Raw genomic sequence first — 16,270 nt, forward strand, 5'->3', positions numbered from 1 at the left:
ACTGGAGGCATCTAATAATCTTTCGATCATCCTCATCCTGTTACCGGATGATCAATCCCGGTTTACACCGGCATAGAGAGCAGCATCTTCTTCTGTGATCTGGGAGCCGCTCATAATCACGAGCCGTTCTACTACGTTGCGTAATTCACGTATATTCCCAGACCAGTGCAAATTCTGCAGGTAATCCAAAGCTTCCGGTGTGATCTTTTTAGGGGCATTTCCATAGTCTTCCGCAATATCTTTCAGAAATTTATCTACCAGCAGCGGAATATCCGACTTGCGTTCGTCCAAGGTAGGTACATGAATCAGAATCACACTCAGGCGGTGATATAAGTCTTCCCGGAAGCGGTTTTCAGCAATCTCTTTCTTGAGGTCTTTATTGGTAGCGGCCAGCACCCGTACATTTACTTTAATTTCTTTATCGCCTCCTACTCTGGTGATTTTGTGCTCCTGTAATGCTCTTAATACTTTTGCCTGTGCCGACAAACTCATATCTCCGATTTCATCCAGAAAAAGGGTGCCGCCACTCGCTTGCTCAAATTTTCCGATCCGCTGTTTTACGGCAGAGGTAAAAGAGCCTTTCTCATGGCCGAACAACTCACTTTCGATCAGTTCGCTGGGAATAGCAGCACAATTTACTTCCACAAGTGGTGCTTGTGCCCGGTTACTTTTTTCATGCAGCCACCTGGCTACCAGTTCTTTGCCCGAACCATTGGCACCGGTGATCAGTACCCGGGCTTCGGTAGGAGCTACTTTATCAATGGCATCTTTTACTTTGCGGATGGCCTGCGATTCACCTATAATATCGAACGTGCGGGTGATTTTCTTTTTCAGCACCTTAGTTTCAGTAACCAGGGTAGACTTATCCAGGGCATTCCGGACGGTGAGTAAGAGCCGGTTCAGATCGGGTGGTTTCTGGATGAAATCATAGGCTCCTTTTTTAGTGGCATCCACAGCGGTTTCGATGGTGCCATGGGCTGATATCATAATAAACTGCGTTTCTTTTCCCAGTTCAGCGGCCTTGGCGAGTACTTCCATTCCATCCATCTTGGGCATTTTAATATCACAGAGTGCCACATCGTAGTCATTTTTAGTCAACAACTCCAGGCCTTCTTCTCCATCTTTGGCTTCGTCGACCTGGTATTTTTCATACTCCAGAATTTCACGCAGGGTATACCGTATACTTTTTTCGTCGTCAATAATCAGAATTTTGGCCATGAAACAGTAATTTGAAAATGAGAAGATTGTAAATTTTGAAAATTAATAAGATTAGAGAAAACCATTCGGGTTTAAAATCTTCTAAGAGAACGTTTTGAAATATTATACTGGTTTTCTTTTAAGCAGTGTGTCAATAAAGGCTAATTGTAGCATAGCTTCCGAACTTTCTGTGCTTTTCTCAAAGTCACGGCTCAATCTACGCTTAAAATTGAGCCATCCGTAACTGCGTTCTACCACCCAACGGCCTCCTGCCGGCACAAAGCCCTTTACGCTTTCAGGCTTTTGTACAATTTCTACCTTCCATCCATAGTCTCTTTCTATCTCTTCTACAAAGGTATCTTTGTAGCCATTATCTGCTTTTAGTGTATGTAGGCGGCAAGACTTACCCTTCAGCTTAGCTGCTAACTCATAACCGGCTGTAGTGTCTGACACATGGGCGGCTGTTACATGCACAGCCCAAGGAATACCTAAACAATCCACTGCTAGATGTCTTTTTCTGCCATTCACCTTTTTGTTGCCATCTATGCCCTTGTCTTGGGAAGTAAACTGTACAATCTTTACACTTTGACTATCAATAGCTAACACGCTTGGCAAGGCTTGTCGGCCTGCTTTTTTTCTTTCTCTGATTGCTAAAAAAGCCAACAGCTCTTCGATGATGCCTCGCTTCTTCCACTGCCTGTAATGGTAATAAATGGTTTGCCAGGGTGGGTATTTACTTTCCATGTTGCGCCATTGACTACCTGTAGTAAGTAGCCATAGAATAGCATTAAGAATAACACGTTTGTCATGTTTGATTTTTCTTTGGTTATCTACTACTTCCTTGATAATTTCCCACTCACAATCAGTGAGTTCGAAGAATCTTTCTTGCATAAAACTTTTTGGTTGGACACCACAAGTTTACTCACTGATTCTTTCTTTTACCCTATTTCTATCCTTTCAAAACATTCTCTAATCTTATTAATTTTTTAATCTTGAAATAAAATAAAAAGCAAGCCTGTAAGCCGGGTTCTGTACTTTCCTGCGAAAGTTCTTATCATTTATCTAGGCCAGCCCTCACGGAGTGGCTCCATCAACCTACCCGCTGGCACCGGACGAGCCGCCCTTCAGCCCTGTTACAGGCTCGCCAGCTTATTTGGTCTTTCAACGCGTAAGGTTTACCTATGCCCTGTCTGTCGCCAGCCAGGCGGTGCGCTCTTACCGCACCTTTTCACCCTTACCTGGAGCTTAGGTGAATGAGTGATTGTGTGAATGAGCGATTAATTAAAACTCACTCAATTATTCGATTACTCATTCACCTACGCCCCTGGCGGTAATTTTCTGTGGCCCTGTCTGTCCCCCCGTTTCCGGAAGTCCTTCCCGTTAGGAAGTACGCTGCTCTGTGTTGCCCGGACTTTCCTCTCTCCCGCCTTTAGGCAGGACAGCGATAAGACGGCTTGCTTTCCTGCAAATATCTGTTCTTTAACCGGATTTTCAACGGCTTGGTTTCAATTTATATAAATGTGCCAGCAGCATGGAATATAATCCTGTACATGCTACTAAACATAACAAATCAATAAAAAAGGAGATACGAGTTCGCACCTCCTTTTAAAGTTACCAGATTATATATTTAGCGCTCTATCGCTTTACTATTCTTTGAATGTCTGTTTTACCCTCTTCACTTGCTGTTTTCACTATATATACACCTGTTTTCAGATGAGCCAGGTTAAGGGTGGTTTCTGCCCCTTGCGTAGTATTTTGATAGACTATTCTCCCTAAGTTATCTACTATAGTGATGTAAAGCTCTCCTGGCTGTGAAGTGGCGATGATCAGTGTACTTTCAAAAGGATTGGGATACAGGCTTACTTTGGCAGGAAGGCTTTCTGCTCCCGTTTCCTCTGAAGCGGCTAGTCTGGCTATCGCACTCACCCTGGTAAAGGAAGTGGTTCTGCCCCACAGTTCTGACAGGTTGGTTTTCACCCGTACATAATAGCGTTGATTAAGGACTAATTCAGGAAACACAGCATAATAGGTACCCGTGCTGAGCTTGCTTGCGGTGGTTTTAGTGATCACTCCTGTAGTAAAGTTAGCTGAGCTACTCACTTGCAAGGTGTAGGTAGTAGCCCCGGATACGGTGTTCAGATACAGGGAAGTGCCGGTGGTAGTGCCTCCATCACTAGGATTGACCACATAGGCACTGCCGGCAGCAGAAGCAGTGGTAAAGGAAGTCACAGGACCCCAGCACAAGCCAAGGTTAGTATAGACTCTCACATAATACTTCTGATTGAGTACAAGTTCAGGAAAAGAAGCATAATAGGTACCTGTGCTTAAGCGGCTTGAAGTAGTTTTAATGATGACTCCTGTAGTAAAGTCGGAAGAGGTACTTACCTGCAGGGTATAGGAAGAAGCCCCTGAAATAGTTTTTAGATACAAACTAGTCCCGCTTAAAGTGCCTCCACTGGAAGGATTGACCACATGGCTGCTTTGAGCAGTGTTGCTGCAGGAAACAGTAGGGCAGTTGAGAACTGAAATAGTAGCTTTGGAAGTAAGTTCCACAAGGGTACAGCCAGAGGCTTTGATAGCAAAGGTGTTATTGCCCACATTCAGACTTACGGCCGGAATAGTTAAGGTGATATCTCCTCCTCCTTGTACAGGATTGCCAACAGCAGAACTATTGAGATAAGCCTGATAGGAGATGCCTGCTTGCGTATTTTTGAGAGTAATGCTACTATCTTCGCCACTACAAATTGAAGTACTGCCTTGGACAAGTAGATTTTTATTTACAGCTTCACATGCCGTTGGATCATACTTCCACAACTCCACACCTGTTTTGCCATCATTGGCTGTAAAATATATTACTCCATTCACATTGGTTAATTGAGCAGGTTGAGCCCCTTCTGGACCCGGAAACAGATCGCTTACCAGGTTTGTACCGGCCGCCGTCCCATCGCTAGTCCATAATTCCATACCTGATTGGCCATCATTGGCTGTAAAATATAATCTGCCATTTACATTGATCAAATTTACTAGGGGAGATATAATTTCATAGGTAAATTCCTGTTTTACAAAAGTATTGGTGAGTTTTATTGTACCTGTTTGGGTGCCATCGCTTTTCCATAATTCCCGGTTGGTTCCCTCCTTGTCATCAACAGCCGTGAAGAACAGCGTTCCATTCACATTGGTTAAGTGCATGGGAGAAGAACTGCCGTGTGGATTGATATCTTTCACTTGAACGGTTCCAGCTTCAGTTCCATCACTTTTCCAGAGTTCCCACCCATCCTGGAATGTATTTTGAGCAACAAAAAATAAGGTGCCTTTTACATTGGTTAAATACTTAATCTGCCGGTAATCAACTCCAAATGGCATTTCCTTTACTTTTATGGTTCCTTCTGTGGTACCATCACTCTTCCACAATTGTCCGTTCGCTGTGAAATATACTGTGCCATTTACATTCACTACGTTATAAGTCCAAATTGATCCATTATCAATGATGTCCTTGATTTTAATAGTGCCTGCTTCCGTACCATCGCTTTTCCATAAACCAAAGCTTGGAGGAAGACTATTGTTCCAGGCTGTAAAAAATAAAGTACCATTGACATCTGTATAATTTGCAGAGTTAGGGCAGCAACCTCTTGGCATTAAGTATTTTACACGTACAACACCGGTAGCAGTTTCATTTATTTTATATAGATCCCCTCCACCGGCATTTGCGAAAAACAAAGTGCCGTTTACATTGGTCAAAGTTCCTATACTGTGACTGCCAGGCATAACAAGAGAGGTGCCTTCGGCAGTGCCATCACTTTTCCATAATGCATATCCTTCGCCAATAGGGGCAGGTGCCCGAATTGAGAAGAAAATGCTGTTATTTAATACGGTTGAATAACCAAAGTCGTACCCTAGAGGGCCAGGTGTAATATCTTTTACCAAACTAGTACCTGCAGCGGTGCCATTACTTTTCCAGAGTTCTTCTCCATGTACCCCATCATCAGCGCTGAAAAATATGGTGCCATTCAGGCTGCTCATCAAAAGAGGGGCGGAATTTTCTGTAGAAGGATGTGTACTTACCACTGGAACAGTACTTGTTTCAGAGCCATTGCTTTTCCATAATTGCAAACTGTTTTCAAAATATTTCTCGATAAAATATAAGTTATCTCCTGAATAGGTCAAATAGTTAAAAGTTGTACCGTTTCCTGATTTGTTACTGTTTTTTATAAGTGAGGTGCCAGCGGCAGTACCATCACTTTTCCAAAGCTGTACTTTTCCATCGGCTGCTCCGCTTAAGTAGAGGTTGTTATTTGCTGAAGTGATACTATGAAGTTTAACTCCTGTATTTTTTACTGAAAAGGTACCTGTAGCCGTTCCATCACTTCTCATTAAATATTGGGCGGATACAAAATACAATAGATTGCCTACCTTAGTAAATAAAGGAGAATAATATCCATCATAACTATTTGCATTTCCTCCAACCGTTGTAATACCAATTGTACCTTCTGTTGTCCCATCGGTTTTATATAAGGTATATGTATTAAAACCATAACTCACCGTGAAAAAAACTATATTATTGATACTTTGGAGAAAAACCGGATACATTGATATATCTTCATATGAATAACCCGAATTCTGTGCCATGTGTATTGTTTTTATATTCATGGTACCATTAGTGTTGCCATCACTTTTCCATAGCTGAAATTCACCATCAAGTGTATAATAATCATAATATTCTCCTGGTATCCTATTTGAAGTATAAGTCTCATAGGCTGTGAAGAACAATGTACCATTGGCATTAGTTAACCTTCCGGGATTACTGCTATTCCCAATCTCTTTTACTAATAGAGTGCCTGTTGCCGTGCCATTGCTCTTCCATAGCTGACTTCCAATAGTAAAATATAAGGTGCCATTGACGTCTGTCAAATTTATAGGAGCCGTATTTGTAGCTACAAGGCTAATATCTTTTACCAATACCGTGCCTGCTGCGCTACCATTACTTTTCCAAAGTTCCCTGCCATTTACTCCATCATCGGCACTGAAAAACAAGATGCCATTCATATTTACCAGATCCTGAGGAGAAGAACCTGCTGTGCCTGGTTTTATATCTTTCACTAAGGTTGTGCCTGAAAGAGTGCCATCGGTTTTCCATAATTCTACCGATTGGGCATCAGTACCACTGGTATTGGCAGTAAAAAACAAGGTATTGTTAACAACAGTCAGGTTTGAAATGGTAGAACTCGCAGAACCAGGTGTAATGTCTTTAATAAGGACGGGTTCTCCTCCATTAGTTTTCCATAATTCCATCCCAAAAGCAGGACTGAAAGCAGTGAAGTAAAGCGTACCATTGAATTGGATTAAGTTCCCATGTTGAGAAAACTCTGAGGATTCAGCAGTGTTAATATCTTTGACCAGGGTTGGCTGAGCTAAAGAAAAGGAAAAGCAAAGAAACAGCAAGCTGACAATAAATGAGAATTTCAAGCACAGACGTGCTTTATCATGTTTTCCTCGCATCAAGGTTGAGGAAGCAAGTAAAAGTAACTGCATAGGTTAGGATAGATTATGGAAATAAACTATAGGGTTAATTCAGGCTTTTCTGAGAAAGTAAGCACTAAATCTTACATATTATTGAGAGTGAATTTATAGTACTTGATTATGAAAGCGTTAGGCTAGTGCATAATATTCTACAAAGTGATAGTTATGTCAGCAGGCTAATCTTACATGGGCAAATTAGACAATGAGAGAGGAAAACTGTTAACACAAATCGTGCATTCTTTAACACATTTAGACCATTTGGAAGAAAACGAGATCTTTTTCACAGCAAAGCCGGGAGAATACTGTTTCCGCCCGGCTGTGGTGAATAGATGAAGAAAGTATGCTTATTGTTTGACTACCCTCATTACCTGAGTTGAACCATCTTCAGTAGAAATTTTCACTACATACACCCCTGCTTTCAGGTGAGCTAAATGAAGTTCAGTTTGTGCTAATTGCGTAGAATTTTGATAAACAGTTCTACCTAAGTTATCCACTACGGTGATGTAGTGCTTGCCTGCTTGCTCAGTAACAAGAGTAAGTTTGTCTTCAAAGGGATTGGGATACAGGCTCACTTTGTTTGTAAGGCTTTCTTCACTTGCTGCTAGTCTGGCTATCGCACTCACCCTGGTAAAGGAAGTGGTTCTGCCCCAGGTGTCTGACAAGTTGGTTTTAACCCTGACATAATACTTTTGATTGAGTGCAAGTTCAGCAAATACAGCATGATAGGTACCTGTGCTGAGCCTGCTAGCGGTGGTTTTGGTAATGACTCCTGTAGTAAAGTTAGCAGAGGTACTTACCTGCACTGTGTAGGAAGTAGCTGTAGGAACCGTGTTCAGATACAGGGAAGTACCGGTGGTAGTTGATCCATCACTAGGATTGACTACATGGGCACTGCCTGCAGCAGAAGCAGTAGTAAAGGAAGTGACAGGTCCCCAGCATAAACCAAGGTTGGTATAGACCCTGACAAAATACTTTTGATTGAGGGATAGTTCAGGGAAAGTGGCATAATAAGTACCGGTGCTAAGCCTGCTTGCCGTGGTTTTGGTGATGACTCCTGTAGTAAAGTTAGCTGAGCTACTCACCTGCAGGGTATAGGAAGAAGCCCCCGGAATGGTTTTCAGATACAAGCTAGTTCCGCTTAAAGTACTTCCACTGGAGGGATTGACCACAAGGCTGCTTTGAGTGGAATTGCTGCAGGAAGCAATAAAAGGAGAAAGATAACTTCCGGCAATCACGGTGATGGCAGACTGAGCAGGCGTTTGCCAACCGACGGCTATGTGATCTCCTCCGGTAGCTTCTTTGTGGAGGGCTTCGATGTAGTATTTTTTACCGGCTACTAAAGAGAGAGAAGCAGATTTCTGAGAAGAGAATTTGTTCCATTCTTTGTTGCCTGAATAGGTAGCAACAGAGGCAATCTTTACTTTCTTAGCAGGATCTTCATCTGAGGACAGGTAGAGTTCACACTGGTCATCCCCTGAGATATAGAAAGTATAGTTGCCGCTATAAGGGGCACACAGATAGCCACGGATTCTCTCCCCATAATTATCTCCCTGATTGGGGGTAGTTTCAAAGGAGGTAAGTTGAGCAGAAGAACTGGGAGTATTGTTAACAGGAATGGCACTCACCGAATAGCCTGTGACATTGAGCCACTTTTCACGCAAGATACTCCCGGTAGCTGAACAGGTAACAGCAGGTGGACAATTGCCAACAGTGATAGTAGCAGTTGCAGTTAAGGTAGCCATACTACAACTGCTAGCTTGTATATGGTATACATTGTTTCCCTCCAACAAACTCACTGCTGGAATAGTGAGAGTGATAGTTCCTCCGTTTCCTGGTATGGAATTACCAATAACCGAATTATTAATGATTGCCTGATAATTTACTCCTGTCTGACTGGTTCTGATCGTAATCATACCATTGCTGCCTGCACATACAGTACCCCCTTCTACTCCAATGTCTTTTTTAATGATTGCTGCACAGATGCCCGGATTATATTTCCATAATTCCCGGCCATGGCTCCCATTGTTTGCACCAAAATACAAAGAGCCATTTATATTGATAAGATTACCCAGATTGGAGCCTTCACTTCCCGGAAGTATATCACTTATCAGGGTTGTGCCTGCTGTGGTCCCATCACTTTTCCAGAGCTCTCTACCATACATCTCGGTGTTAGCCTTAAAATACAAGGCACCATTTATGTTGATAAATGCTGCTAAAGGATATAATTCATCAACAAAGGAATTGGTTAGTCTAACAGTGCCTGCTGTGGTCCCATCAGTTTTCCATAACTGATTTTGAGCAGAAAAAAATAAAGTGCCATTCACATTGGTTAAATTCTTTATGTGCATGGCTGTCGTATCTACTTGTATGGTGCCAGCAGAAGTGCCATCACTTCTCCATAATTGTTGTAAAGGCAATCCATTACTTGCGGTAAAAAACAATGTACCGTTTATATTAGTTAGATTTGTAACTGAATAAAGTATACTACCATCTTTGGGTTGTATAGAATAGGTACCCGCAGGAGTTCCATCTGTTCTCCAAAGTTCTAAGTTATATGAACTTTTATTATGGCCTGAAAAATATAAAATACCATTTTTCTCAACTATGGTAGCTCCGTTCTCAGCTGGATGGTAATAAATTGTCATATCCGAATTTAGTACACTATATACCGCTGAACCCTCAACCTTCCATAATTTTGAATGTGTTATAAAATATAGTTTATTATTAATATTGGTTACATACATAGCATCATATATTTCAGGAGAAAAAGAACTTGAAAGAAATTGGGTAAGCTCTATTGTTCCTGCGGCCGTGCCATCACTTTTCCATAAGCCATAATAATTTTTATTGCTATATGCTTTAAAATATAAGGTTCCATTTACATTGATGAAATTACTTAGCGTAGAACCTTCACTTCCCGGAAAAATATCTTTCACGAGTACAGTACCTGCGGCGGTGCCATCACTTTTCCAGAGTTCACTGCCATGCACGCCATCATCAGCTGCAAAGTACATAATACCTTTCACCATAGCTGCTCCACTTGATTCATAAGCTCCTGCTCCTGGAATAACTGTTTCCGGATAAACTTCTCTCACTAGGATGGAAGTTCCTGTGCCTGGATTGATATCTTTCACGAGCATAGTACCTGCGGCGGTGCCATCACTTTTCCAGAGTTCACTGCCATGCACGCCATCATCAGCTGCCAGATAAATTGTAGTGGTTGTATGAGATAATATTAAGGGAGTAGCACTTTTTGAGCCTGCTTCTTTGTCTTGCACCAATATTGTACCCGCAGCTGTGCCATCACTTTTCCATAAGCCACTAGTCTCTCTGTTTTGTATAGTGGCATATACAAATTCATCTTTATAGCTTATATCTGTAATAGAAGAGCCAGCTGGTGCATCGGTCATTTTCTTGATAAGTGTAGTGCCTGCGGCGGTTCCATCACTTTTGAATAAATCCAGTCCGCTTGAAAAATATATGGTTCCGTTATAGTTCTTCAGATGAGAAACCCTATTTTCATAATAGGGAGAAGCGGGAGAAATGTCTTTTACCATTGTAGCAGTAGTTCCATCGATTTTCCAGAGCATATGATATTCTGAAAAATAGAATGTATTGCCGATAGTGGTAGAATAAAGAAAACCTATGTCATCGTATGATTCTTTGATTGTTATCGTACCTGCCGCTGTCCCATCGCTTTTCCAGATGGTATATCCCCATATATAAGCAACGATAATAAATAATCCATTATCCGTAGCCTTCAATAAAACCGGTGAGACAGATGGCGATGATGGGATTTCACCTTTGTTAATTTCTTCTATGCTTTTAGTTCCTGCTGCAGTGCCATCACTACTCCATAGCTGGAAATTTCCATATTTGTAATAGTGATCATCATCGTAGTATTCCTCTTCAAAGGCTGTGAAGAATACCAGGCCATTTGCATACGTTAATCTGTCGAGGCGTGAATCGATATTTTTTACAAGTACGGTGCCTGTAGCGGTGCCATTGCTTTTCCATAACTGATCATCAACATTAAAATACAATATACCATTGGCATTCACCACACTGGTAATAGCAGAGCCGCCCATCCCCGGACTAATATCTTTTACAAGAACGGTTCCTTGGGGGGTACCATTACTTTTCCAGAGTTCAACGCCATGAATACTATCATTGGCTGTGAAAAATAAAGTACCATTCACATTTACTAAATTAGCAGGAGTAGCGCTTCCTTCGCCAGGATAAATTTCCTTTACCACTGTAGTACCTTTTAGCGTACCATCCGTTTTCCATAACTCTATGGATTGTGTATCATTTCCATTACTGCTGGCAGTAAAAAACAACAGATTATTCACAGCAGTTAAGTGAGAAATAGTAGCATCTGATACGCCCGGAATAATGTCTTTTACTAAGGAAGTACCTTCTGCTGCCCCATTGGTTTTCCATAATTCATTGCCAAAATTAGGATGCGTGGCAGTAAAATATATTATATTGTTCACACTGATAAAATCCTTCGCTTTAGAAAAAGAAGAAGGTTGTTTTACTTGATTAATGTCTTTGACCAAGGTAGGTTGGGCAAAGGATACAGAAAAGCAAAACAAGAGTAAGCTGAAAACACCTGTCATTTTCAGGCAGGCAGCAACTGAAGTATATGGATTGAGTCTTCTCCCGATAAATCTTAAAAGAGAGAGTAAAAGTATTTGCATAGGTTAGTTATGGATGAGATTATAGGGTAAATCCAGATTTTTCATTTATAGTAAGCAATAAATCTTACATGTTTTGTCTTGTGATTTTTATCATCTGATTATGAAATAGTTAGAAAAAGGCGTGATATATGGTTTATTAGTAGTTACAGTAGCAGACTAATATTACATGAGCAACTTAGGGAAATTGAAAGGAGAAGGGTTAACACAGCAAGCCACAAACCTTGCGCTTGGGATCTGCATTCATGCAATCTTCAACACAGCGAACCACAGGCAATCTGAGCGCAATGCACATTGCAGGTCGCCTGGATTCGCATAGACCATTTTGGAAAAAAGTTAATCATTTACAGCACAGGCGGCAAGAAACTGTTTCCTGCCGCCTGTGCTGTAAATGAAAGAATGTATACTTATTGTTTGATGACTCTGCTCACTTGGGTTTGTCCATCCTCTGTTGATACTTTAATCACATATACGCCTTGTTTGAGGTGAGCCAGGTTAAATTTTGCCTGAACTCCTTGAGCAATGGTTTGATACACTGTTCTGCCCAGGTTATCCACCACAGAGATGTAAAGCTTTCCTGCCTGCTGAGTAGATAGGGTAAGTTTATCTTCAAAGGGATTAGGATACAGGCTTACGTTGCTTTCCAGGCTTTCTTCTACACCAACTCTGGCTATGTTAGCTGTTGGAGAGGCCAGGAAAGGAGAAAGGTAGGTACCTGCAATAACAGAAATAGTAGTTTGAGAAGGCAGACTCCATCCCACAGATATATTGTCATCACCACTGTTTTCTTTGTGCAAAGCTTCGATGTAATACTTCTTACCTGCTACTAAAGAGATGGCAATCGACTGTTGAGAGGCATATTTATTCCACTGTCTGAGCGAAGTAGGAGCAGTGATTGAGGCAACTTTTGTTTTCTTGGCCGGATCTTCATCTGTAGACAGGTAGAGTTCCCCTTTATCATCTCCTGCGATGAAGAATCGGTAATTGCCACTCACCTGTGGATGGATATAGCCTCTGAAGCGCTGGCCGTAGGTATTGCCCTGGTTAGCAGCCGTTTCAAAGATAGTAAGTTCATTAGTGGTGGTAGGAGCAGTGGTAAGGGGAATGTTACTGATCTGGTAGCCTGTGACAGCCGCCCAGAACTCCCTTGAGATTTTGCCTGTTACTTGAGGTATGTAAGGAGACAGGTAAGCACCTGTAATCACGCTGATAGCAGCCGTAGAAGAGGTCTGCCAGCCTACAGCAACATTATCATTACCTGTGGATTCTTTGTGCAAGGCTTCGATATAGTATTTTTTACCTGCCACTAAAGAGATAGCTGCTGATTTCTGCTCAGGGTATTTGTTCCACACTTTCAACCCCGTATAATAAGGCACAGTAGCAATTTTGATTTTCTTGGCAGGGTCCTCATCTGAGGACAGGTAGAGTTCACATTTATCATCGCCTGCAATGTAGAAGGTATAGCTGCCGGTAGTGGGTACACACAAATAGCCTCTGATTCGCTCCCCATAGTTATCACCTTGATTGGGAGTAGTTTCAAAAGAGGTCAGTTGAGTAGAGGAGCTAGGCTGAGTGTTAACCGGAATAGCGCTCACCGAACTGCCTGTTATATTGAGCCACTTTTCCTGTAAGATACTGCCTGTGGCACTGCAAGCGGTTGGACAGGATGCTAGTAAAGTCACTACCACACTATCGGTAAGCTGGGCTACGGTGCAGCCGGTAGCTGAGATGTAAAATGTGTTTTTTCCAGTAGACAGGCTTGCAACCGGAATAGGAAGGGTGATTTTTCCACCGGTACCTTTAACAGGCTCTCCAATTAAAGTATTTTGTAGCCTGGCCTGGTAAAGTATGCCCACCTCACTCTGGTCAATGGTAATAGTAACTGGCTGTGTCTGACAAATGGTACTTCCACTTACAGATAAATTCAGCTTGGTAACAGTCGGGCAAGCATCTGAATCATATTTCCATAACTCAAATCCGGTTTTTCCATCATCAGCTCTTAGATACAAGCGCTTACCGATAGAAGCAAATCCTGCCACAGTAAGGTCTGCTACTTTTATGGCAGATTCAGGGGTGCCATTGCTTTTCCACAGGTTGTCATTTCTTGTAAAATATAAACTGCCATTGGCTGTGCCTAGTTGTGTTACATCATCTTCTATTTTTATTGTGCCCGTCTCTGTACCATCACTTTTCCAGAGTTGCATTATTCTGGGATATTTATATTCTTCATCAGCTACAATAAAATAGAGGATGCCGTTTACATCAAGGGTATTGAGAATTTGAGGAACAAAGCCCATAGAAATGGTTTTTACTAGTGTTGTGCCTTGAGCGGTGCCATTGGATTTCCATATTTTAACTCCCTGTGAAGCATAACTTTTAACTGTGAAATAGAGTGTACCATTCACATTGGTGAGATGTTCCGGAACTGTATTATATAATGTAGATTCATTTACATTTTTAATAAAAACAGTGCCCTGGGAAGTACCATCGGTTTTCCATAATCCTTGCTGAGTGCCTTCTTTTGTCACAAAGAACAGACTGCTATTAAAAAGTGTGAATTCGCCTGGGTCAGAGCCTATAGACCCTGAGTTTATATCCTTTACCAGAAGAGTACCTTGTGCCGTGCCATCCGACTTCCAGAGTTCCTGCCCCTTAACTCCATCATTAGCATTGAAATAAAGCATGCTATTCATATACACCAGATTATTTACAAACGATGAGGCAGCGCCTGAGCCCGGATTAATATCCTTTACCAGCACTGTGCCTTGGGCTGTCCCATCCGACTTCCACAATTCATTACCATGGCTGCCATCATCTGCCGCAAATACTAATTTTCCTCCAAAACGGGTCAGGTAACGGGGAGCACCATAATAGGAGGTGAGGTTGCCATTAATATCTTTTACAAGTTGTGTTCCTGCAGGAGTACCATCTGATTTCCACAATTCTGAGGTTTGAGAGAAAGAGAAGAATAATGTATTATCTACACCTATTGGCCACTCAGGTGCATAAGGCAGACCTTGTTTGAGTAATATGGTACCACTGCCCGTGCCATCGCTCTTCCACAAATTATAAGTATAATCATAAGGACTATCCGGCTTGGGCTGCAGGGTTGTAAAGTAAAGCAAGCCATTTACATTGGTAAATGTAGCAGGAGCAGAACTTTGGGTTCTGTCAATTGTTTCGTTTGGTTCCTTTACCAAAACAGTGCCTGTTGCGGTGCCATCGCTTTTCCATAGGTTGGGTTTATTTTGTGTGGTTTGCCCGCTGAAAAATAAAGTATTTTGCGCTACAGTCAGACCTGCAATCGCATTATTATCGGTGCCTGGGTTAATGTCTTTTACCATCAGGGTCCCGGCAAGAGTGCCATCACTTTTCCATAAGGCCCGGCCATTTACCCCATCGTTGGCTATGAAATACAGCATCCCATTCATGTACCTAATATTGCTTATACTAGATGTAGCAACGCCTGGATTAATATCTTTTACCAGCATGGTGCCTTGGGTAGTGCCATCGGATTTCCATAGTTCATAACCATGGGTAGCATCTTGGGCTGAAAAATAAACCTGTCCACCAGGGCCAGCGACGGCCCCTGAACTGAATATACCATTTTTTACCAGAACTGTACCTTGCGCCGTGCCATCTGATTTCCATAAGGCATTATCGGTTGAAAAATATAGGATATTGGCTGATGCGCCTAACGGTGTAGGATCAGAGCCTTCCGGACCAGGTACTATATCTTTTACCAGAAGGGTACCTTCCGGAGTGCCGTTACTCTTCCAGAGTTCTTGCCCTAAGGGGCCTGGCGCACTGAAAAACAAGGTGCCATTTACATTAAATGAGTGACTTAATAAGGAATAACTTTCTTCAGCAGTCGGTCCAAGTAATCGGATGGTGCCTGCCGGGGTACCATCTGTCCGCCATAAAGATTCATGCCCATCTTCCGACCCAGGATCTAGTTGATTATAATAGACATACTTGCCTGCACTCCCTAAAAAGGCATTTGAGTAATAATATTGTTCACTTACCTGTACTTGTGTAACGGGCTGAGTACCCGCTGGGGTACCATCACTTTTATAAAGGGTATAGGTATCAAATGAATTATTGGCTGTAAAAAACAGGGTTCCATTTACATTCATAAGACGGACAGGTATATTATCAAGCCATCCATATTCCCTGTTTACTAAGGAAAAATCGCCTAGTTTAATAGTGCCTGTAAAGGTGCCATCACTTTTCCAAAGCTCAAATCCGCTCCCTTTGCCTGCATCAGGATTAGGGCCGCTTTCATCAGAATTATAATAGAGACGATAATTAGCGATAAAGAACAAGGTGCCATTTACATTCAGTAAATAGCTTGGATTAGAACTACTTATTCCTGGATTAATGTCCTTTACCTGGTAAGTACCGGCTGCGGTTCCATCGCTCCGCCAGAGTTCGCGGCCAGTTTTTTCACTGCTGCCGGTGAAATATACCACTCCGTTTATAGCAGTTAAGTTTTCGGGCCATAAAGAATTATTGTAAATATAATCTGGGTCAGTATTTATATCCTTAACTAGGGTAGGTTGAGCTGTAACCAGAGTACAGCAAAATACAAAGCTTAGAATAAATGCTGTTCCAGTTACATAATTCGAAACATGGCTGGTAAGTTTACCCCACCCATTAGGTAGGAAAGTAAAAAGTTTTTTCATAAAATAAATTTAGATGATAGTAGGTTATACGGGGCAAATTAAGGAAAGGGAAAGGAAAGCTGTTAACACAAATCGTGCAATCTTTAACACATTTAGACTATTTTTAAAGAAAATGAATCTTTTTTACACCACAGCCGGAAGAATACGCTTTCTTCCGGCTGTGGTGAATAG

5 protein-coding genes and 1 other RNA gene are annotated in these 16,270 nt (G+C 41.9%); all 6 read right to left on the reverse strand.

Going from position 1 to position 16,270, the window contains the following annotated elements; all coding sequences use genetic code 11:
• Positions 1-51: 51 nt before the first annotated feature.
• Positions 52-1,218 (reverse strand): sigma-54-dependent transcriptional regulator, encoded by a 1,167-nt coding sequence (locus tag GXP67_RS29270; protein WP_162446424.1) that lies wholly within the window; start codon positions 1,216-1,218, stop codon positions 52-54.
• 102 nt (positions 1,219-1,320) lie between these two features.
• Positions 1,321-2,088: an IS5 family transposase gene (locus tag GXP67_RS29275; protein ID WP_162441854.1), complete on the reverse strand. Its 768-nt coding sequence runs from the start codon at positions 2,086-2,088 to the stop codon at positions 1,321-1,323.
• Positions 2,089-2,199: 111 nt separating this feature from the next.
• Positions 2,200-2,658, reverse strand: an RNA gene (gene rnpB, locus GXP67_RS29280) — RNase P RNA component class A.
• A 174-nt stretch (positions 2,659-2,832) separates the two neighbouring features.
• A complete protein-coding gene (locus GXP67_RS29285) occupies positions 2,833-6,726 on the reverse strand; it encodes an ELWxxDGT repeat protein (RefSeq protein ID WP_162446425.1) in 3,894 nt (1,297 codons plus the stop codon).
• A 332-nt stretch (positions 6,727-7,058) separates the two neighbouring features.
• Positions 7,059-11,417, reverse strand: a complete 4,359-nt coding sequence (locus GXP67_RS29290; RefSeq protein ID WP_162446426.1) for an ELWxxDGT repeat protein — start codon at positions 11,415-11,417, stop codon at positions 7,059-7,061.
• A gap of 404 nt (positions 11,418-11,821) precedes the next feature.
• Entirely contained in the window at positions 11,822-16,099 is a 4,278-nt protein-coding gene (locus tag GXP67_RS29295) for an ELWxxDGT repeat protein (protein ID WP_162446427.1), read from the reverse strand.
• Positions 16,100-16,270 lie beyond the last annotated feature (171 nt).

It is taken from the genome of Rhodocytophaga rosea, assembly GCF_010119975.1.
In the GTDB taxonomy this organism is placed as follows: domain Bacteria; phylum Bacteroidota; class Bacteroidia; order Cytophagales; family 172606-1; genus Rhodocytophaga; species Rhodocytophaga rosea.